This is a genomic window from Moraxella bovis, assembly GCF_002014975.1.
GTDB classification, from domain to species: Bacteria; Pseudomonadota; Gammaproteobacteria; order Pseudomonadales; family Moraxellaceae; genus Moraxella; species Moraxella bovis.
The window spans coordinates 1-20229 of the sequence record NZ_MUXV01000044.1 but is presented as its reverse complement, the minus strand read 5'-3'; the positions used below and the strand labels follow the sequence as shown (position 1 = coordinate 20229).

The following is a 20229-nucleotide window of genomic DNA, read 5'->3' as shown; positions in this document are numbered from 1 at the left end:
ACCAATGGACTGCTTAGAGAATATTTCCCTAAGCATCAAGATTTAAGCAAGTGGCATGAAAGCGATATTATCAGTAAAGTAAATGAACCCAATCATAGACCCAAAAAGTGTTTAAACTGGAAAACACCTTATGAGGTTTATTTTGATGAAGTGTTGCAGTTGGTTTGATAATTCAAGATGAAAAATGACTATCCGACCACTTAATTTTAAAAAATTACACCCAACAAACTCGATGTTTACCACGAGTTTGTAAAGGTATGCTAGCCTTGTAGGGTGCATACCACACCGCCCAAACCCACGCCCATTCATTGCATTTTTCAGATAATCACGCTACAATCATCATACTGCCAGTCCCAAAATCAAGCATAAGTCCAAACCCAAACCGCCATGAAAAAATTCTACCTAATCCGCCACGCCCAATCCGAATCCAACGCAGGACACGCCATTCGTCCAAACCATAAGATTGCCATTACCAAGCTCGGGCAAAACCAAGCGACAGACGTGGCGGACTGGCTCATCACGCATATCCCCACGCCTGATAAGGTTTTTGTGTCGTCCTATATCCGCACACACCAGACGGCACAGCCTTATTTGGATAGGACGGGCATGACCCCTATACAGATTGATGATTTAAGAGAGTTTAATTACCTAGATTATGAGCATATCAAGGATTTGACATTGCCCCAAATCGTCAAAATGGCGGACGACTACTGGGCAAATAATGACAAAACCCACACCGACAGCCCCACAACCGATAATTTTGCGAACCTTGCAGAGCGTGTCAAGGCGGTGCGTGATGCGTTTGATGCCTTGCCAGACGGCACTTATGTAGTCTTTACGCATGGTATGTGGCTAGGTATGCTCATGTGGCAATTGATGCTTGGCTATCATGGGGGCGAGTGTCCACGCCTGTTTAATATGATAAAATTTAGAGAATTTGAGCTTGCCGTCCGCCCCAAAAACTGTGAAGTTTATCTGATGATAAGCGATGACGGACACAGCACAATAAGCAAGGTGAGAGTTAGGGGTGATGATTGATGTTGAATTTGTAAGAAAATACTGACAAAACTTTGCGATTTTTGCGTATTTTCTTATGGTTGCCGTTTTGGCATAATACACTCATCAGCAAGGAGAGGGTACACGGACATACCAACACGGATGAACGCTGATATTATGGATAGAAGTTATGGACACACGGAGTAACATCTCCTATACAGCAAAACCGCAAATGTTTATTTGCGGTTTTGCTGTTTTTTGGCTAAAAGTTATTTGGTTGGGTTGTCTTGGGGTTATCACCATGGCTTGTCTTGATAAATGGACTGATGATACACTCTACAAAATGAAAAAGTGCTACGGTTTTTCGTTCGTGGTGAGCTAAGTCGAACCATAACGGAAACTGACCCGCAGGCAAGCTTGTGGCAAAAGTTTTTCGTAGTAAAATTCAATTTTGTTAGCTTTACATATATAAATAGCGTTTCACGTGAAACATCATCGCCAAGCCAAACCTTTTAGCTGTGCTTTTTTGGGCAAAAAATGCTATAATAACCCACATTTTTCAAAGAATTAGGCGTATGCCAAAGGATTTTTATGAGCGAGCAACTTCCTACCAACAACTACAATGCCAGTAGTGTGCGAGTTTTGCGTGGACTAGAAGCGGTGCGAGTCCGCCCTGGTATGTACATTGGCGACACCGATGACGGCTCAGGGCTACATCACATGGTGTTTGAGGTGGTGGATAACGCCATTGACGAGGCACTCGCTGGGCATTGCGATGAAGTGCTGGTTACCATTCATGCCGATGAGTCGGTGTCGGTGTCGGACAACGGACGAGGCATTCCTGTGGACATTCATCCCGAGGAGGGCGTGTCGGCAGCCGAGGTCATCATGACGGTGCTACACGCTGGCGGTAAATTTGACGACAACAACTACAAAGTCTCAGGCGGTCTGCATGGCGTGGGCGTGTCGGTGGTCAATGCGTTGTCTAAGAAACTTACGCTTACCATCTGGCGAGACGGCTATGCCCACACCCAAGACTACACGGATGGTGTGCCTGATTTTCCCCTAAAACGCCTTGACAAAACTGACAAAAAAGGCACCGAAGTTCGCTTTTATCCAAGCGATGAGATTTTTACGGGGACGATTTTTGATTATGACATTCTTGCCAAACGCTTGCGTGAACTCTCCTTTTTAAACTCAGGCGTGCGTATCGTCTTAACCGATGAGCGAGACGGCACACAACATATTTTTGAGCATAAAGGCGGACTTGGCGAATTTGTCGGCTACATCAATGACGGCAAACAAACCCTAAACGACATTTTTCATTTTACTGCCCAAAGTACCGACGGCATTGGCGTGGAAGTCGCCTTGCAGTGGTCGGACAGTTATAACGAAAAGGTGCTTTGCTTTACCAACAACATTCCCCAACGAGACGGTGGCACGCACTTATCAGGCTTTCGCTCGGCTCTGACTCGTTGTCTAAACGCCTATATGGACAGCGAAAACATCGGCAAAAAAGAAAAAGTGGCGGTAACGGGCGATGACGCTCGTGAGGGGCTTGTGGCGATTGTGTCGGTCAAAGTGCCAGACCCCAAATTTAGCTCACAGACCAAAGACAAGCTCGTATCCAGCGAAGTCAAATCCGCCGTTGAAACGGTCATGCACGAAAAGCTGTCCGAATTTTTATTAGAAAATCCAGCGTCTGCCAAATCAATCGCAGGTAAAATCCTAGACGCTGCCCGAGCAAGAGAAGCTGCCCGCAAAGCCCGTGAAATGACCCGCCGTAAGACCACGCTAGACATCGCAGGACTACCGGGTAAATTGGCGGACTGCCAAGAAAAAGACCCTGCCTTATCCGAGCTGTACCTTGTGGAAGGGGACAGTGCAGGCGGGTCTGCCAAGCAAGGACGTAGCCGAAAAACTCAAGCCATTTTGCCATTAAAGGGTAAAATCCTAAACGTGGAGCGAGCCCGTTTTGATAAAATGCTGTCATCTGCTGAAGTTGGCACGCTCATCACGGCACTCGGCACAGGCATTGGCAAGGATGAGTACAACCCCGACAAACTTCGCTATCACAAAATCATCATCATGACGGACGCTGACGTGGACGGCTCGCACATTCGCACGCTACTGCTCACGTTTTTTTTCCGTCAAACGCCAGAGCTTATCGAGCGTGGGCATATCTACATCGCCCAGCCCCCACTTTATAAGGTCAAAAAGGGTAAGCAGGAGCTGTATCTAAAAGACAATGACGCTCTAAAATCTTATCTACTCTCGTCCACGATTGACGACAATCAACTGTTTTTGAGCAAAGATACCCCCGCCATTCGTGGCGAGGCGTTGGAGAGTCTATTAAATGATTATAGCCTTGCTCAAAACACCAAAAACCGCCTAAGCCAAAAATATCCAGAGAGCCTGATTGACGCCCTAACCTTTGTGCCAAAGCTAGAAAATGAGATGCTAAAAGACAAAGTGGCGTTGCAGGCATGGGCGGACAAATTGCTAAACGTGCTAAATGACAAAGCAAGCGAGCTTTTGCCACAGGTGAGCCTAGAGGCTGTGGGCGGTGCGGACAATGAAACTACCCAAACATTTTTGCCAAAGATCACAATTTTTGTGCATAAACTGCCCCAGCATTATACGCTTGACCCCTTATTTGTCAATTCGGGCGAATATGCCAAATTATTAAAATTATCAGGTACTTGGAACACGCTACTGACCGATGAGAGCTTTATCAGACGGGGTGATAAAGATTTTGCGGTCAAAGATTTTGACCATTTGTGGGAGCAGTTTATGGCGGAGGCTCGCCGTGGACTTGCCATTCAGCGTTATAAGGGTTTGGGCGAGATGAATGCCGACCAGCTTTGGGAGACGACCATGGACCCCGAAAACCGCAATATGCTCAAAATCACAATAGAAGATGCCATTGAAGCTGACCGCCTGTTTAACTGCTTAATGGGCGATGAGGTTGAGCCAAGACGGGTGTTTATTGAAGAAAATGCGTTGAATGCGGATATTGATACGTGATAAAGATTATTAAAATTTGCTTGTTTTGATGTTTTTTAACAGTTGTTATTTTCAAAAACCGTAGGGGCGAATCACATTCGCCCTTTTGTAAAATCAGATTAAAAAAACAGGAGTTGTTATGAGAGTTTACTCTACATATGTTTCTAATGATGGCGGTGATTGGCTGTTTCATTATCATGATTCTGCCAACAATCATGAGCCAAAACCCCAAACCATGGCAAGATTTCAAAACGAATTGCCTGAGGTGCTTGCGTTATTGGACAAAGAAGACATCAAGTCCGAAGAAAAAGCCTTTGAATTATTCATGGAAAAAATGCTGACCGACAAGGATTTTTTGGACGATATTAGCATGGACATGCCCCAAGCAGACATTGACATGGATAACGCCTTAGAAGAGCTATTCAACAGCCACAACACCAAAACCGAAGACAAAGCCTACCAAAAGATAGACAAACTTTGTGATAAATACCCCCAAAGAATTGACTTTTTGTATAACGCCTACGAATTTGCCCCAGATTGGTTTGTAGACAAAGGATTTATGCGACTAAACATGGCGGTACTCATTGGGCTTAACGCCTTAGCACAGGCAGGATTTGATTGGCAAAAAGATGCGTTGGACTGGCTAAAACACCGCACAAGCGAGCAGGACAAAAAACCAAAATCACTCAACAAAAAATAAATGGTACTATGGGGCGGGCGTGCCTTTGGGCAATGTGATTCGCCCCGACACGCCTAAATTTTAAAATCATCTTAAATCCACAACATCAAAGGAAGCCCCCATGAACACCTACCGCCTAAAAATATCCTTAGTAGAACCGCATTATCCCATTAACGAGTTGCACCGCATTGTCGAAGTGTCGGGCAATATCCGTTTTGATGAATTACACCAAGAGATATTTCGCCTGTTTGAACGCCATGATGAACATCTTTGGCAGTTTTTTATCGCTCGGGGCAAAATGGACAGTTTTAATAAGCTGTTTAATGATTGCCATGAACACGTTCTACTGAACGGCAGTTGGCAGTTGGATGATGACTTATTTGTCAGCGAAAACAAAATCTACCCCACATCAACCATGCTAGATGAGCTAAATTTAGCCGAAAAAGAATACATTTATTATTGGTTTGATTTTGGTGATGATTGGCTGCATCGCATTCGCATTGAAAAAATCACCCAAAGCGATGACGCTGACAGCTACCGCTTTACCGTCATCAAAGCCGTGGGCGAGATGCCACCCCAATATGCCGATGAGTCTGACGAGTTTGCAGATACACCCTTTGACCCAAATAACATCAGCCCCGAGCTGGATTTTGAGCTGTCCTTGTTGTCCGCCATGATGCTTATCGTGGGCGACCCGACCAATCCCACCCGCTTTGGTGATTTGGTGGAAGCAGGCATTGCCGATGAGATGCTAAAAAGAGAGCTTATCAAGCCTTGTGTGAGTCTCACGCACAGAGTACAACTGACCGCCAAGGGCGAGAGCGAGCTTGTGCGGGCGATGGAGATGCTTGGGATTTGATTTTGGTTTTGATATTTGGTATTTCACATAGGAATACACCATGACAACCACACCGTTTGCCATCGACTGGCACACCCTGATAGACCCCAAACTTGACGACTTTATCGCCACAGGCACCATGGTGCTTGATGATGTCTTTCATGCCACCGACTTGACTGCCTTACAAGCTGAGAGCGGATTTATAGATTACAGGCAAGCTCATCTGACCCACGGCGAGCGAGAGAGTGCCATTCGTGGCGACAGCATTCGCTGGATTGATGAGTCCTGCCCTGTGGGGTCGGCGTACCTTGGGGCGATTGACGAGCTTGGGCGGTATTTTAACGCCACGCTGTACACAGGCATTCGCTCATCAGAAGCCCACTATGCTTGCTATCCGTCAGGCTTTGGCTACAAATGGCACTCGGATAACCCCAAAGGGCGAGACGAGCGGGTCATCTCTGCGGTGTTTTATTTAAATGATAACTGGACGGCGGACAATGGCGGTGCGATAACGGTGGTGGATAAAACGGGCGAGACTACCGGGCTTTTACCACAACTTAACCGCCTTGTGGTGTTTGATAGTAATTTGTTACACCAAGTGGAAATCACTCATCGTAGGCGGTTTTCGATTGCCACTTGGCTTCGGTGTGATGAGAGGTTGATATAATCACTTTGTAATTATTTGAAAAGATTTTACCATGATTTATATAATCATCGCTTTATTAATTTGGTCAAGTTCATTTACCGCAGGCAAATATGCCTATTCCATGTTTGACCCTGCAATGGCGATTGAACTTCGATTTATCATCGCAAGTTTGATTGTCTTACCTTTTTTTATCAAAACATATCCTTTGATAGAAAAACGCATTCGCACAAAACTGTGGGGCGTGTCTTTTTTGATGTTTCCTATTGGTATTTTTATGCAGTTTATGGGATTGTTTTACACTTCGGCAAGCAGTGCGGTAGTTGTGATTGGGACAGAGCCAATATTGGTATTATTATTGGGATTTTTATTATTTAAACAAAAAGTAGCGATTTATGATTGGCTGTTAAGTTTGATCGCTTTTATCGGCATTGGCTTATTGGTATTGGGTTCGCAAAATGACGGAGCGGTCAATTTGTTTGGACTTATATTGGTATTTTTAGCAGGGACTGGATTTGCATTAAGTTTGTATGTTGCTAAAGACATTATGAAACAACTAGATAATAAAGTCTATACTTCGGCAATATTGGTACAAGGAATGATTTTATGCTTGCCTTTATCATTATTTTTAATCAAAGATTGGCAAGTGAATTTTAATTGGCTTGGTTTATTTTCTATTATTTATCTGGGGCTGGGGTGTAGTTGGTTTGCCTATAAACTTTGGAATATTGGACTTAATAAAACGCCCGCCCACATTAGTGGCATGCTCATTAGTTTAGAACCTGTATTTGGGGTATTATTTGCTTTTTTATTTTTGGGCGAGCGAATGAGTTCAATGACCGCCTTGGGGAGCATGCTGGTGATTGGCTCAGCAATGCTTTCTACAGTGATTCCGATTTTAAAAGAAAGGAAAAACCACTCCTAAATTCATATTTTCATTTGTTAATTTTAAGAAACCCTCATGACACCCACCCTATCCCTTTCTACCGCCCTTTTAAAAGAGCCGTCCATTACCCCCCATGATTTTGACTGCCAAAATATCTTGGCAGAGTTTTTGGGCAAATTGGGCTTTGACTGTGAATTTTTGTATTTTGGCGACCCAAATGACAACGGCAGAAACGCCCAAATTAAAAACCTATACGCCAAGAAAAAAGGAAGCGACCCCACCGCCCCCCACCTATGCTTTGCAGGGCATACGGACGTTGTGCCTGTGGGCGATGAGAGCCTATGGACGTATTCGCCTTTTTCGGCGACTGTGGCTGACGGCTATCTGTGGGGGCGTGGGGCATCTGACATGAAAACCGCCATTGCCTGCTTTTGTGTGGCGTGCGATGAGTTTGTGAAGACCTGCCCCGACCACAAGGGCGATATTTCGCTACTTATCACCGCAGACGAAGAAGGCGTGGCGATTAACGGCACGCACAAGGTGGTATTGGAGCTTGCCAAACGGGGTGAGCGTATGGATTTTTGTCTGGTGGGCGAGCCGTCTAGCACGGCAACACTTGGCGATGTCATCAAAAACGGCAGACGTGGCTCACTAAACGCACGCCTGACCGTAACGGGCAAACAAGGACACATCGCCTATCCACATCTGGCGGTCAATCCCATGCACGAGCTTGCCCCCGCCCTTGCCGAGCTTGTGTCGTGTGAGTGGGACACGGGCAACGACTATTTTCCTGCCACCAGTATGCAAATCTCCAACATAAACGGCGGTACAGGGGCGACCAACGTCATACCCAATAGCGTGGAGGTGCTGTTTAACTTTCGCTTTTGCACCGAGAACACCGCCGAGAGCTTACAGGCAAAAACTCACGCCATTTTGGATAAGCATTTTGGGAGTTCAAAAGCAAATTATACGATTGAGTGGAATTTATCAGGCGAGCCGTTTTTGACCCCAAAAGGCGAGTTTGTGGATGCCGTGGTGTCCGCCATCAAGGACGTTACAGGCACGGACAGCAAGCTGTCCACCTCGGGGGGAACATCGGACGGGCGGTTTATCGCTCCGATTATGAATGCCCAAGTGGTAGAGCTTGGCGTATTAAATGACACCATTCATCAGATAGATGAAAAAGTGGCGGTCGATGATTTGGAGAAATTAACGCAAATTTATGGGAAAGTTTTGGAAAGGCTGATTGCGTAAGAAACCCATATAAAAAGGGCGAGTGATTCGCCCTTTTTGTTGTACTAATTTTCCCAATTTAAAAACCCACATCACTCAAATGACCAATGGCGGGCTTGCCAGTTGCCAAGAGCGTCTTTGGTTGAGTAGCCTTTGACATATGGCTTTACCGCACGCACGTTCACTTGATAATACACCCACACATTTGGCACATCTTTGTCCAAAATCGCTTCAAGCTCATGATACACCTTGGCGCGCTCTTCGGGGCTGTTGGCGGTGTAGGCGGTTTTTAGTAGGTTGTCATATTCGGCACTAGAATACGCCCCATAGTTGCCCGAGCCTTTGGTTTTCATGACGTTTAGGAACGTAGCAGGGTCGTTGTAGTCGCCACACCATGCCGCACGAGCCATTTGGTGTTCGTGGTTACGGCGAGTGGCAAGGTAGGATTTCCACTCTTGGTTGTGTAGCTCAATCTTGATGGTGTCACCAAGGGCTTCTTGCCATAAGGACTGAGCCGCTACCGCCACTTTTTTGTGGTTTTCGCTGGTGTTGTAGAGTAGCTCAAACTTCAACGGGTTTTGCTCGTTGTAGCCTGCTTCTGCCAGCAGTTTTTTGGCTTCGGCAATGCGAGCGGTTTTGTCAAGTTTTTGCCAATCTGGGGTGTAGTTGGGGTTGTTGGCGGTAACTTTTGGGGTCATCTGATAGGCAGGGGTCTCGCCACGAGCCGCCACTTTTTCGGCAATCAGCTCTCTATCTAAAGTCAAGGTCATCGCGCGGCGAACACGCACGTCATCAAAGGGCGGTTTATTGACGTTCATTTCATAATAATATGAGCAAAACGATGGCGATGTTTTGACTTCATTTTTGTCAGCTTTAGCAAGAATGTCGCTTGGAATGTCGGTATAAGTCACATCAATCTCTCCTGCCTGATAACGAGTGTAGTCCGTCTGTCCAGAATCAATCGGCAGTAGCACAAGGTTTGGGATAGCGACTTTGTCGGCATCATAATAATGGGGGTTTTTGGCAAGGACGATTTTTTCGCCCATGACACGCTCTTTGATGATGTATGGACCGTTTACCACGATGTTTTCGATTTTTGACCAGTTATCGCCCAATTTCTCTACCACATTTTTGGGAACAGGTCGCATGGCGGTGTAGGTGAGCATGTCAGGCAAAAACGCCACAGGCTCGGATAGGGTAATCTCAACGGTCTTATCATCAATGGCTTTCACGCCAAGCTCGGTGGGGCTTTTTTTGCCTTCGATGATGTCGTTTGCATTCAAAAACTTAGCATCCGCCACATAGTTGGCAAAGTTGGCAGCCGTCTTTGGGTCAACCATACGCTGAAAACTAAACACAAAGTCATGAGCGGTAATCGGCTCGCCATTTGACCATTTGGCATCACGCAACTTGAACGTCCACACCTTGTTGTCGGCACTCTCCCAGCTTTCGGCAATGGCAGGCTCAAGATTGCCATCAGCATCTGTACTCACTAGCCCCACAAACTGCTGACGGGCAAGCCCAGACTCAGGCACGCCCCCTGTTTTGTGCGGGTCAAGCGAACCGACTTCGGCACCGTTATTGATAACCAGCGTATCACGGTCGGATTTTGTCGTGTCTGTCTTGGTCTCGCTTGTCTTGTCGGCGGTGTCGCCTGTTTGAGCTTGGTTTTGAGGCTGACTGCACGCCCCAAAAAACAGCGGTAAGCACACAGGCAGGGCAAGGGCTAGGGATTTTTTGGAAAACTTTTTAAAAAATAAAGATTGAGTTGTCATAAAAACTCCATATTTCATAGCGACAATAAACCATAATACTCACCATTATCGGTGTTTTTTTGACTTTCCCAAATGCCAATATTGTCTATGGTTGTTCTATTTTGGCATAAGTCGGCACGCTTGGCAAGCCCCACTAAATCGCCGCCATCTGATAGACATCGTAAGCAGGCACTTCATAAGGGTGAGCGGACTTGTAAGCACGCACCACATCCATGAGCCTGTGATCAGGGACGATGGTCTCAACCCGCCACTCAGGAACGTGTTCTATTTTGTCAATCTGACCGATGGCAGGGTTTGCCCCTTTTAAAGGTTTAAATTGTCCCACGCCAAGCACTTGCCAAGAACAATGACTGTATCCGTCAAATTGCCCTGCCCCTGCATTAAATAGGGCGGTTTTGACGTTTTCTAGGTCGGATTCGGGGATATAGGCGATGAATTTGTGCATGGTTTGTCCTAAAATGGGTTGTTGGTGATGCTAAAGCATGGATGATGTTTTTGGCATGATACTTAAGTACTCTATCACAAAAGAGTGTATTAGGGCAAATCACTTGTGCCTTTTGTGGCAGTCAAGCCATCAAGCAAAATTGGGGTGTAGCTGATGTCTTACGGCAAATAAGAGAGCGAACTTATCCAAGTAAATGAGAATAAATAATAATTGATAATGGAGTGTGTTTTTGTTATGTTGTCATTTAACATCAAAAGACACCAATTACAGTAGGTGCGTATGACGCACCAATAAGATTTTCTATTTAAAGGTGCGTCATACACACCTTGTATACCCCCTTTTAAGGTATAATAAGCAAAAACCCGTTATCCACATCTTGTACGCACCTTAGAACCATAAGGGCAACCACCAAGACAAGTTCGTGTCGTAGCTTTAAGAGTGGATAACCTTTCATCAATCAAAACCGTACAGTTGATAGACTCTAAACCGAATACAAGGCAGGTTAATGATGAATAATGCTAAACAAACCAAAACCAATGTGGTAAACAAGCCCAATGACCCCATTTACTGTGGCATTGATGTGGGCAAAAAGGTCTTTGTGGTGTCACTTTCTTGTAAGGATAAAACCAAAACCTTTTCAAACACTGGAGGCGACATCAAACAAGCGATGGCTTATCTTAACACTTATGCAGGCACAAACCTAGCTTTGGTGGTGCTTGAAAGTACAGGTGGATTAGAAATCCCCCTTGCCAAAGCCCTGCATCAATCAGGCTTTAATGTGGTGATTGCCAATCCTAATAAAACCAGCCAGTTTGCTAAATCTTGTTCTAATGCCAAGACAGACAATCAGGATGCCAAAATGCTTGCCTTTGATGCTAAGTTTTTAAGTCTTGATGAGGACAAACTTAGTCATTTGCTCTATGTCCCGCCAAGCGAAGAACAAGAACGCTTAGAGGCTTTGGTAGTACGCCGTCATCAGCTTGTGGCAATGCGTGTACAAGAAAAGAACCGTATTTGGCAAATTCAAGACAGCCAAAAGTTAAGTGTAGAACGCATCATTGCTTATCTTGATAAGGAAATCAAAGACCTTGAACAAGATATCGACACCCTAAGCAAACATTTTGATGACACCACAAAAAAGTTCAAAGACATCAAGGGGATTGGTGGTGTTACGGTTGCTACCTTGATGTCAATGTTACTAAAACTTGGCACATTAAGCAATAAAGAAATCGCCTCCTTGGTTGGCGTTGCCCCACACCCCAAAGAAAGTGGTACACTTAAATACAAGAGCCATTGCAAAGGGGGTAGGCAATCGGTTCGTAATGTCTTATACAATGCCACTAATGTGGCAAGACAATATGAACCCAAATTTAAACAGTTTTATGAGCGTTTGATAGGCAAAGGCAAACCCTTTAAAGTTGCCATCAACGCTTGTATGCGTAAACTCCTAACCGTCATTAACGCCATTGTTAGAAATGACAGTGTTTGGCAAGCGGATTATCATCTTAATCTTAATGTTAAGTAACATCCACAAGCCAACAAAGTTAATGAGGGTTGGCGGTACTGTATTCTTTAGGGATACAGTTGCTACAAATTGGGTAATCCGCCTGCGTGGTCGCCGTGCATATGGGTTATTACCACCGTGTCTATTTTTAAGGGGTCAAAGCCTTTTGCTTTTAACACTTCGCCCACTTCTTCGCTAGGCTTAACACCACGGCGTTCGCAAAACTGCATAAATGGGTGCTACCACGGCTGATAGCCCTTGTCATTGGCACGGCTACTCTCGCCCGTATCCACCAAAATCAAGCCCTCATCGTGTTCAATCAGCCAGCACCCAATCGGCAGTTTGGGCGATTTCATATTGGTCAGCACATCAAGTACACGAAGAGGACGGGCAAAAAAGCGTGCCAGTTGATGATGAATTTTGATTTGTACCCAACCTATCGTTAGGCAATGCACTTTAATCATTTTTTCAATTTCCAAATGGTTGATGTGGGTATTTTATAAATTTTGAGTTCCCTACACAAACATCAAAATCCTTGTATTTAACAGGATAAGCCTATAAAATAGTAAAAATGTATGTTTATTTTTAATTTTTGAGGATTTTAGCTGATGACAATTACTGACAAGTCGGGTTATGTCTATATTTTGACATCAAAAAATTGCGAAAGCATTAAAATTGGCGGTACAGATTATCCACCAATGAAACGCATTAAAGAAATTAACAATTCTTTCCCGTATAAACAATATGGTATATGGCATCTACAAGATTTTAGACAAGTCAATGATTGGAGATTGGTTGAATACCATTTACACTATCAATTTAGAAGTTTTTTAAATAAAGATATTCCCAATCAAAAAAATAGTTTCAGATTGCTTGGCAAACAGCATCTATGAGTTTAAATCAAATTGATGAAACGCTTATTATAAAAAAACCAAAAGTAGATAGAATGTTTCAGGATAATAATTTTAGAGAATTTTTAAATGATTTATTTGAGTGGTCAGGCTTAATTCATTGGCTGGATTATCAAGGAGCTTGGTCGCTTGTCTTATTTCCTTCCACAGGACGGGGGCGATATTTTACATTAAATATAGGTCGCCATGAAGTTGCATACAGCACACTTCCCAAAAAAGATGAACCAAGTGTGCATATGATACTGCTAGATGATTTGATTTTAGAATATGATGATGTTAAAAACTTCTTGGGATGTCATCAAGGAGGTTTTTATGAAACGCCTTACACTTCAGCAATGGAACGGTCTGTCTGTGCTATTTTTGAAGGAGATTTTAAAGTTGCATCAGAATTTTTATCTTTATATGGTGTGCGAAGAGCTTTAATTGCATATTGGCATGAAGCACTTTTTAGATTAAAAGCTAATAATGCAATGAGTGTTTATTCTCGTTTTCATGATTATAATGCTGTCGCTAAATTACTTAATGACATTAATAGATAAAATGAGTTAAAAATATGGATTTACGCACCATTAAAACCCACAATGCGATTGCCAATGCCTTAATTGAGTTGTTGAACGAAAAACCATTTGAAAAAATTGGGGCCCAAGAAATCATTGAAAAAGCCTTGATTAACCGCACGACTTTTTACCCCTGAATCATCAAACTAACTGCAACACCTTTTGATAATAGACCTCATAAGGTGTTCGCCAATTTAAACATTTTCTAGGTCGCAGATTGAGTTTGGCGACCTTTGTTTGTATGTATTGATTGTCCCACTGGTTAATATCAGACCCTTTGGGGAAATATTCTGTTAATAACCCATTGGTGTTTTCATTGCTTCCTCTTTGCCAGGGCTGTCTTGGTGGTGGAAAGTAGATGATTGCATAACTCACCGTTATTTGGCTACCTTCAAGGGCTAAGCGATGCTGTATTTGCTCAAGCGACCATTGATGGTTAAATAGCTTGTCTTGTACCAAGTTAAATACATACGGATTGGTGAGCTTTAAGCTCGGGCGACAGGCTTGTCTTCTTGTTTGGTAAAGACAAGTTGCTTTGATTGCTGAATAATTGTCAACACCGCCATTTCTCTTGATTTCACGGCAAATGGTGGACTTGGCTCTGTTTAATTGTTTGGCAATTATACCCATAGATTTACCCAAAGATAACAAAACCATTATCTTTTCACGCTCATCTATGCTAAGATGTTTGTAAGAAGTGCTCATGCTCTTTAATGCTTTATTTTGTGTGGTGACTTAATAATACATTAAATTGATGAACGCTTCTTTATGTTATTTGGTGTTGCGGTTGGGTTGTGAATTCAAGTGGAATTACAAATCCCCCACCCGACTCGGCTGATTTTCAAGCACATTAGTATTGAGTTTTTGCATGAGTGGGCTTTGGTGGAAGTCATGAGCTGCTTGCTTGTTGGTGTCGCTCAGCGTCTCAAACACATGGGGCAATCGTACACCAATCCAAATGAGTGCCGACATCAGCACCCTGTCTCCCCAAGCGGTGCTGTCAGCCGACAAGGCAGGCAGGTTTGGCAAAGTGGTCTGTAACAGTTCGGTGGATCGTGCCACAAAAGGGTGCAACTCTTGTCCTTTTGGGGTAAATCTTTCGGTAGAAAACGCACGCACGCCCTGTGTCAAAATCCCAAAGGCTTTGGCGATGTTTGGCAAATCGGTGGTGGTGTTGGCATAGACCTGTGGGGCGATGGCTTGAATGATGAGCGGTGTCTCGGTGATGACTTCGCCCGTATCAAGCAGGAGGGCTGGCACTTGACTGAACGAATTGACGGCGGTCAGCTCGGCAAGATTTTCCTAAGGTAGGACAAATTTTAATGCCAAATCCACTTGCTCAAGCTTAGCAATCATGAGCAAAATGCGAGTGTAAGGCGAAGTGGTGCTGAGATATAAAGTGTGCGTAACATACTCCTAGTATTGGCAAAAACCCAACGTCACGCTGGGTTTTTGGTGTGCGATGTTTGATTGTGGCACTTTTTTGGGTCATTACCAATCAAAACTTCATCTCCACCGCCACCTTGTAGTTGCGACCTGTCGCCCCATAGCGAGCGTGGCTTGTGCCTGTATCTTGGTTGACGGCATTGATGGATGACTGACGAACGCTCTCCCACGTGCTGTATTTATAATCCATGAGATTATAAACCCCTGCTCGTACGGTGATGTTTTTGTGGGGCATAAAGTACCCTGTCAAATCATGTGTGTACCAGCTTTTGGGGCTTTTAGAGTCTATTGTCACTGCAATGTCTTTGCCATAATATGTGCTACCTGTCAGCTCATCGGGATTTTTGGCTTTGGAATAGGTCAAACTGTGGTTAAAGCCCCACTTGCCACTGGGAGCATCATAACCAATCCCTGCCACCACACGAGCAGGCTGAATGGCATCTAAAATGGGGTCGGTGGTTAGCGTAAAGCCGTCATAGACGTGGCGGTCTTTGACTTTGACTTCGTTATAAGCGATGTTTGAATACAGACCGTCTGGCAGTTTGTCATAAACCCCATACCAGTCGATTTTGCCAAGTACGTTCACGCCATTTAGGGTGATGTCTTGGATGTTATAAAAATCGCTGTGCGTATGGATGCCTTTGACATCGGCTTTGGCAATCAAATCCTTATAACGGTTTTGAAAATAACTGACTTCCAGCACGCCAAACTGACCTTGCACGCCCACCCCAAATTCGTGGTTGGTGGATTTTTCGGGGCGTGGGGCGGTGCGATTGGCAAAAGTGTCATTAGATAATGCACCGCTTGACCCTGTACGTACGCCATACATTTCATAAAACGCTGGTACTCTAAAACCGTTTGAGTAGCGATAAGACAACGCCAAATAGTCAGTCGGACGTACGGTCAGACCTGCGTTATACGACCAGTTTTTATAATCATCCACCGCCGTCCAGTCATCATTGCTGTCAAAACGATGATTGTCATAACGCACACCCAAGCCCAAATCAACTTTATCGCCAAAATAAATATGGTCTTTTAGGGCGATAAAGGCGTGTTTGCCTGTGATGTTGCGTGGTTGACAACTGTTGTTGTCGGTACGGCTGTCATCGCACGCTGTGCCGTGTTGCATGGTTACTGGCACACGCTCATAGATGTGTGGTTTATCATAAGAACCATTATGCCCTTGTGTATAAACGTGGTTGTAACCTCCTGAGGCATACGAAAATGCCAATGCCCCTCGTTCGAGGATGGATTTGACGTTGCTAAATCCAACGAGTGTATTAAGACGGTGCTGGGCTTTGGCGGTGCTGATGACTTTATCAAAGCTAAGCTGTCCAAGCGTCAAACGCTCTTTATAATGGTTGTTTTCCGTACCTGACCACGACCATGGTTTATCGATACTGGCTTGGCAACGCCCCATGTTGGGATAATCTTGGCAACGCATGCGGTGCATTTGGCTATCCAAACCAAGCGATTGGTGGTCTAGGCTGACTTTGGCTTTATCAATCCAACCATTGCGATTGGGGTTTTTATATTGATAAAACAAGCCCACTCGGTCTTTTTTGTGTAATTCATCAAAAAAGCGGGTATTGCTATATCTTGCTCCCCAGTTACCATTCAAGCCACCATTAAACACCAGACCACTCAAAGGGTTGCCCATCACATCAGCAATGCCTGCGTTACCTACCGCAAGCCCTGTTTCGGCATTGATACTGCCTTGGGTGAGAGATTGTTTGCCAATACTGTCTTTGGTGTAGTAAGCAGGCAGGGTCATGTCCTGGATGTTGTACCGCTGTTTGGTGTGTTCAAGCACCGCCCCAATGCGATGACGGTCGCTTAGGTCATAGCCTGCTTTATAAAAGATGGACTGGCTTTTATAATCCATTGGGTTGGCGTGGATACGGTCAACCCCTGTATAATCTTTGGTGCTAATGGTGTGGGTTTGGTATGCCATTGCTTGTGTTTGGGCTTTTTCGTCAGCGGTTAGGGCGGGTGAGGTACGTGTGATAATCCGCTCACGATTGATGTTGGCTCGTGGCAAAGCGGGACAATCTAGGGTGGGGCAGTCATCTTTGATGAGATAGTAGGTATGGCCACGCTCATCGGGCTGACCTGTGAGTGCATAACGGTCAAAATATCCTGTGAGTGGCTGATAACTGTGCTGATAACTCTCGAGGGCTTTGTGGCCTTTAGTTTCTTGTCCTTCTTTGTGGGTGTAGATGAGTAGGTTGTCAAAACTACCTGTCTTAAATGCCCCTGCCAAGGACTGCATCCATTGGTTGTTTTTGCTACTGTATGCCGTCTTGCTGTCAAAGCCCCACTGCTTTCCATCTTTGATGATGTCGCTACTGTCCTTACTGACAAAACCGACTGCACCACCCAACGCCCCAGAGCCGTACTCTGCCGAACTTGCTCCTTTGCTAAGCTCAATGCTTTTGATGTTTTCGTATTCGATTTCGTTGATAGCACCACCGTTTGCCTCAGTTTTTAGGGCGAGGTAGGATTGGGCTTGGTTTAAGCCATCCACCATGATGGCAACACGGTTTTTGTCCACGCCACGCATGGCGTAGCCTGAGGTTGCTCCTCGTCCTTGTTCTACCACGCTGATACCGGGGTCGTAGCGCGTCAAATCACGAATGTCTAGCACTAACTCCTTATCGATGTCATTGGGGCGTTTAACGACTTTACCCAGCCCTGTAATTTCGTTGCTTTTACGGGTGGCTTGGGGCTTGATGGTGATTGTCATGCCTTCAAGCTCTACCTGTGGCTCAGCGGTGTTGGCAAAGGTCGGCATGCCAAACAACACCATGCCGATGGCAACACATAACAAAGTGGGTTTATTGTGTTGAGTGAATGAGTTTTTGACTAAATGGCTCATGCGATGTCCCTGTGATGTTTTGATAAAAATCAAGAATGCTCAAAAGAACATTCTTGGTTGATAAATTAAAAAGCAAATAAAATCAGACAAACCGACAAAGGTTGATGATTAAGGCGTGTTGGTTTGGCGTTTGCCACCAAAGACCACCCCGATTTTGTCCTCACCTACCTTGTCATGATGAATGACGCCACCAAGCTCTGAGGCGTTTACTCCATAAAAACCACCATGAAAATCAGCATTGATGTGGGCGATGGCACTAGCACCTGTGCTGTTTGGGTCAAGATTAAAACCATTTACTCCCGTTTTGGCGGTACCACTAAAACCATTGCCTGTGATTGTGCCATTGAGGGTTAGCACAGGATTATCCTCCAAGCCGTTATCGGCGATGAGTTTGCCAATCAGGCTTTTTGAACCAAAATCCACATCAAAGCGACTTCTTGTACCTGTGGTGAGGTTGCTTGCGGAGCTTGCCCAGCGTCTACCATCTTTACTGTCGATATAGCCTTCCCACGTGCCACGATAGTGAGCGGTGCCTGAGGTGGGAATGGCGGATGTGTCTGTTCTTTCGCCCACCAAAAACAATTTGCCATCACTTAATACGGGCGTATCTGCTGTACCACCCACCGTGCCATAACCGCCAAATTTTACATAGTCTAAGTTATTGCAACATACGGTGATGGATAGTTTTTTATCGCCATGTGCTATTTGATGGGTGTTGATGAATTTCATGTCGGCAAAACTAGACACACCCTCTGGTAAAAGCGACACAAGTTTACCATCAATCACCAGATGGCTAGCTTGTCCGAAGGTATCCATGTTGGTTTTGGTGAGTGTTTTGCTGTCGATGGCGGTGGCATCAAATTGAGTTTGTACTTTATCAACCACACCACGTTTGCCTGCAAATACCCCAAATAGTGAGCCATCTGGTGTCAAAAATTTACCCGCCAGCTCCTCAGCATTGCTACCAAAAAACCCCCCTTCTAATGCCCCATCTTTGCCAAAAATAGCATGTTCTTTGTTGTTGGCGGTGGCAGTTCCCACAAAGCGGTTGCCTTTTAATTTGCCATCAAGGCGATAACGCTCGCTGACGGTTTGGTTGGCACTTTGGTTGATGATGTTGTGGTTTTGAGTGAGTTTGCCCGTGAGGGTTTTGTTAGCAAAGTTCACTTCAAGCACACTGTGTAGTCCCACAGGTTTGTCATTATCACGCCCACGATTGATGTCAGCATCTAGGCTGGTTGCCCCAACGGTATTGCCTTTTACTCCATAACTCATTAAATCATCCGTAAAACCCTCTGGCAACTCTTTGCGAGTGCTGATGGCATTACTCACAAAATCCCAAGTACCGTTATAGATGGCGGTGACAGTAGGAAAAGCGGTCGCTGGGCTGACCCCTTGATAAAACACGTAGCCGTATTGTCCTGCAGGGTTTTGGCGAAACGCACCACCCGTTCTATCAAACTCGATACGCTTTTCGGCAATCACATAGCCTGACCGCACAAAGTCAAGCTCTCTGGTGGTGGCTTTGGAGCTTTTGTCGTGAGAATAATAAATACCGTTGTCTAAGACGTATTTGGGATTTTTTTCCAGTTCATCACCAAACGCATTCGGCAATGCGTCCAAACCATGATTGATGGGCTTGACTTTGTCAGCGGTGATGTTGACAGTCAGCTCCTCAGGGGTGGGATTTCGCATGTCAAATACACGGCGAGGAATCTCTACCGCATAGCCCAATGCAGGCTCTTGATTGTCGATGTCGAGCTTGCGTCTGGTGTTTTGCTCATCCTGATAAGTAGGGGCGTTGGGCGGGGTGGGGGAAGCGTGTTGGTTGGCGCCTTGCGTGTTTAGGCTGTTGACGTTGCCAAGCTCAAATGTACCTTTGCCACTGGCACAGGCATTGAGTAAAATCGCACCTACTAAAACGCTAAGTGTTGTTTTAAGATGTACTCTCATCATTATCACCATTTTCATTTACAATATTAAATAAAAATTAATGCTATTCGCAAATTATTGTTATTGTAAATAATTTTAACGCTTATGTCAAGATTTGTAACAAGGTGGTGAAAAGTTTGGGAAAGTTTGAGCAGGATTGAGGGGTGTATTATACCAACCGAACTTCAAAATTTTTATGGTTTCCGTTCGTGGTGAGCTTGTCGAACCATAACGGAAACTCACCCTTAGACAAGCTTAGGGTGAACGGTTTTTATATCAGAAATATGGTTCGGTTGGTATAAATACAAAATCCCCCAACCATACAATCAGGAGATTTTGCAAACAGGGTTTGATTAGGATAGGGCTTGCACCCAAGCTACCACCTGCCCGACTTGGTCATCATAGTCGCTGATGCGGTGGTCGCCCCTGTCTTGGGCAAGGACATCTGCCCCTGCCTGTTCATAAAAGGCACGGCTGGCATGAGCGTCTAATAGCTCATC

General features: G+C 44.9%; 19 protein-coding genes and 1 pseudogene. 12 read left to right on the top strand and 8 right to left on the bottom strand.

Going from position 1 to position 20229, the window contains the following annotated elements; translation table 11 throughout:
- From B0182_RS14950 to dapE, 8 genes and pseudogenes are all read left to right on the top strand, one after another.
- Positions 1–168: pseudogene (locus B0182_RS14950) on the top strand (IS30 family transposase); the annotation flags it as partial.
- A gap of 219 nt (positions 169–387) precedes the next feature.
- On the top strand, positions 388–1038 hold the full coding sequence (locus tag B0182_RS10540; protein WP_078274903.1) for a histidine phosphatase family protein: 651 nt from the start codon (positions 388–390) through the stop codon (positions 1036–1038).
- 549 nt (positions 1039–1587) lie between these two features.
- Positions 1588–4023, top strand: a complete 2436-nt coding sequence (gene gyrB, locus B0182_RS10530; protein WP_078274901.1) for a DNA topoisomerase (ATP-hydrolyzing) subunit B — start codon at positions 1588–1590, stop codon at positions 4021–4023.
- A 118-nt stretch (positions 4024–4141) separates the two neighbouring features.
- On the top strand, positions 4142–4702 hold the full coding sequence (locus tag B0182_RS10525) for a hypothetical protein (protein ID WP_078274900.1): 561 nt from the start codon (positions 4142–4144) through the stop codon (positions 4700–4702).
- Between the two features lie 100 nt (positions 4703–4802).
- Positions 4803–5540, top strand: coding sequence for an IS1096 element passenger TnpR family protein (locus B0182_RS10520; RefSeq protein WP_078274899.1), 738 nt, complete (start codon positions 4803–4805; stop codon positions 5538–5540).
- 40 nt (positions 5541–5580) lie between these two features.
- Complete coding sequence (locus B0182_RS10515) at positions 5581–6186, top strand: 2OG-Fe(II) oxygenase (RefSeq protein WP_078274898.1); 606 nt, start codon at positions 5581–5583, stop codon at positions 6184–6186.
- 31 nt (positions 6187–6217) lie between these two features.
- A complete protein-coding gene (locus B0182_RS10510; RefSeq protein ID WP_078274897.1) occupies positions 6218–7087 on the top strand; it encodes a DMT family transporter in 870 nt (289 codons plus the stop codon).
- Between the two features lie 36 nt (positions 7088–7123).
- Complete coding sequence (dapE, locus tag B0182_RS10505; protein WP_078274896.1) at positions 7124–8302, top strand: succinyl-diaminopimelate desuccinylase; 1179 nt, start codon at positions 7124–7126, stop codon at positions 8300–8302.
- Positions 8303–8373: 71 nt separating this feature from the next.
- Here dapE and B0182_RS10500 read toward each other — a convergent pair whose 3' ends face one another.
- Entirely contained in the window at positions 8374–10056 is a 1683-nt protein-coding gene (locus B0182_RS10500) for a peptide ABC transporter substrate-binding protein (RefSeq protein ID WP_078274895.1), read from the bottom strand.
- Between the two features lie 133 nt (positions 10057–10189).
- Positions 10190–10501 carry a YqfO family protein gene (locus B0182_RS10495; protein WP_078274894.1) on the bottom strand — a complete coding sequence of 104 codons (312 nt, stop codon included), beginning with the start codon at positions 10499–10501 and terminating at the stop codon, positions 10190–10192.
- 505 nt (positions 10502–11006) lie between these two features.
- On the opposite strand from B0182_RS10495, the gene B0182_RS10490 reads away from it, so the two are divergent.
- On the top strand, positions 11007–12026 hold the full coding sequence (locus B0182_RS10490) for an IS110 family transposase (protein WP_228157728.1): 1020 nt from the start codon (positions 11007–11009) through the stop codon (positions 12024–12026).
- Between the two features lie 62 nt (positions 12027–12088).
- On the opposite strand, the gene B0182_RS14640 is transcribed toward B0182_RS10490, so the two are convergent.
- Both B0182_RS14640 and B0182_RS14635 read right to left on the bottom strand, forming a co-directional pair.
- On the bottom strand, positions 12089–12235 hold the full coding sequence (locus tag B0182_RS14640) for an MBL fold metallo-hydrolase (RefSeq protein ID WP_208624058.1): 147 nt from the start codon (positions 12233–12235) through the stop codon (positions 12089–12091).
- Between the two features lie 9 nt (positions 12236–12244).
- The gene (locus B0182_RS14635; protein ID WP_208624057.1) at positions 12245–12469 is read right to left on the bottom strand and encodes an MBL fold metallo-hydrolase; all 225 of its coding nucleotides are present in this window, start codon (positions 12467–12469) and stop codon (positions 12245–12247) included.
- Positions 12470–12613: 144 nt separating this feature from the next.
- On the opposite strand from B0182_RS14635, the gene B0182_RS10480 reads away from it, so the two are divergent.
- Genes B0182_RS10480 through B0182_RS10470 form a run of 3 tightly spaced genes read left to right on the top strand, consistent with a single transcriptional unit; the run spans position 12614 to position 13610 of the window.
- Positions 12614–12898 (top strand): GIY-YIG nuclease family protein, encoded by a 285-nt coding sequence (locus tag B0182_RS10480; protein WP_078274892.1) that lies wholly within the window; start codon positions 12614–12616, stop codon positions 12896–12898.
- A complete protein-coding gene (locus B0182_RS10475) occupies positions 12895–13455 on the top strand; it encodes a hypothetical protein (RefSeq protein ID WP_078274891.1) in 561 nt (186 codons plus the stop codon). Before B0182_RS10480 ends, B0182_RS10475 begins: the two co-directional genes overlap by 4 nt.
- 14 nt (positions 13456–13469) lie before the next feature.
- Positions 13470–13610, top strand: coding sequence for a hypothetical protein (locus B0182_RS10470; protein WP_208624056.1), 141 nt, complete (start codon positions 13470–13472; stop codon positions 13608–13610).
- Between the two features lie 4 nt (positions 13611–13614).
- On the opposite strand, the gene B0182_RS10465 is transcribed toward B0182_RS10470, so the two are convergent.
- The 4 genes from B0182_RS10465 to B0182_RS10450 form a co-directional block, all read right to left on the bottom strand.
- A complete protein-coding gene (locus tag B0182_RS10465; protein ID WP_078274890.1) occupies positions 13615–14178 on the bottom strand; it encodes a helix-turn-helix domain-containing protein in 564 nt (187 codons plus the stop codon).
- Positions 14179–14283: 105 nt separating this feature from the next.
- A complete protein-coding gene (locus B0182_RS10460; protein WP_078274889.1) occupies positions 14284–14733 on the bottom strand; it encodes a thioredoxin domain-containing protein in 450 nt (149 codons plus the stop codon).
- Between the two features lie 238 nt (positions 14734–14971).
- A complete protein-coding gene (locus tag B0182_RS10455; protein WP_078274888.1) occupies positions 14972–17797 on the bottom strand; it encodes a lactoferrin/transferrin family TonB-dependent receptor in 2826 nt (941 codons plus the stop codon).
- 108 nt (positions 17798–17905) lie between these two features.
- Positions 17906–19750 carry a transferrin-binding protein-like solute binding protein gene (locus tag B0182_RS10450; RefSeq protein ID WP_158079695.1) on the bottom strand — a complete coding sequence of 615 codons (1845 nt, stop codon included), beginning with the start codon at positions 19748–19750 and terminating at the stop codon, positions 17906–17908.
- Positions 19751–20229 lie beyond the last annotated feature (479 nt).

Coding starts and splice junctions, on each gene's coding strand:
- B0182_RS10495 (WP_078274894.1), bottom strand. CDS start 10,501: ATGCACAAATTCATCGCCTATATCCCCGAATCCGACCTAGAAAACGTC.
- B0182_RS10465 (WP_078274890.1), bottom strand. CDS start 14,178: ATGAGCACTTCTTACAAACATCTTAGCATAGATGAGCGTGAAAAGATA.
- B0182_RS10520 (WP_078274899.1), top strand. CDS start 4,803: ATGAACACCTACCGCCTAAAAATATCCTTAGTAGAACCGCATTATCCC.
- B0182_RS10450 (WP_158079695.1), bottom strand. CDS start 19,750: ATGAGAGTACATCTTAAAACAACACTTAGCGTTTTAGTAGGTGCGATT.
- B0182_RS10510 (WP_078274897.1), top strand. CDS start 6,218: ATGATTTATATAATCATCGCTTTATTAATTTGGTCAAGTTCATTTACC.
- B0182_RS14640 (WP_208624058.1), bottom strand. CDS start 12,235: ATGCAGTTTTGCGAACGCCGTGGTGTTAAGCCTAGCGAAGAAGTGGGC.
- B0182_RS10455 (WP_078274888.1), bottom strand. CDS start 17,797: ATGAGCCATTTAGTCAAAAACTCATTCACTCAACACAATAAACCCACT.
- B0182_RS14635 (WP_208624057.1), bottom strand. CDS start 12,469: ATGATTAAAGTGCATTGCCTAACGATAGGTTGGGTACAAATCAAAATT.
- B0182_RS10540 (WP_078274903.1), top strand. CDS start 388: ATGAAAAAATTCTACCTAATCCGCCACGCCCAATCCGAATCCAACGCA.
- B0182_RS10480 (WP_078274892.1), top strand. CDS start 12,614: ATGACAATTACTGACAAGTCGGGTTATGTCTATATTTTGACATCAAAA.
- B0182_RS10525 (WP_078274900.1), top strand. CDS start 4,142: ATGAGAGTTTACTCTACATATGTTTCTAATGATGGCGGTGATTGGCTG.
- gyrB (WP_078274901.1), top strand. CDS start 1,588: ATGAGCGAGCAACTTCCTACCAACAACTACAATGCCAGTAGTGTGCGA.
- B0182_RS10500 (WP_078274895.1), bottom strand. CDS start 10,056: ATGACAACTCAATCTTTATTTTTTAAAAAGTTTTCCAAAAAATCCCTA.
- B0182_RS10515 (WP_078274898.1), top strand. CDS start 5,581: ATGACAACCACACCGTTTGCCATCGACTGGCACACCCTGATAGACCCC.
- dapE (WP_078274896.1), top strand. CDS start 7,124: ATGACACCCACCCTATCCCTTTCTACCGCCCTTTTAAAAGAGCCGTCC.
- B0182_RS10470 (WP_208624056.1), top strand. CDS start 13,470: ATGGATTTACGCACCATTAAAACCCACAATGCGATTGCCAATGCCTTA.
- B0182_RS10490 (WP_228157728.1), top strand. CDS start 11,007: ATGATGAATAATGCTAAACAAACCAAAACCAATGTGGTAAACAAGCCC.
- B0182_RS10475 (WP_078274891.1), top strand. CDS start 12,895: ATGAGTTTAAATCAAATTGATGAAACGCTTATTATAAAAAAACCAAAA.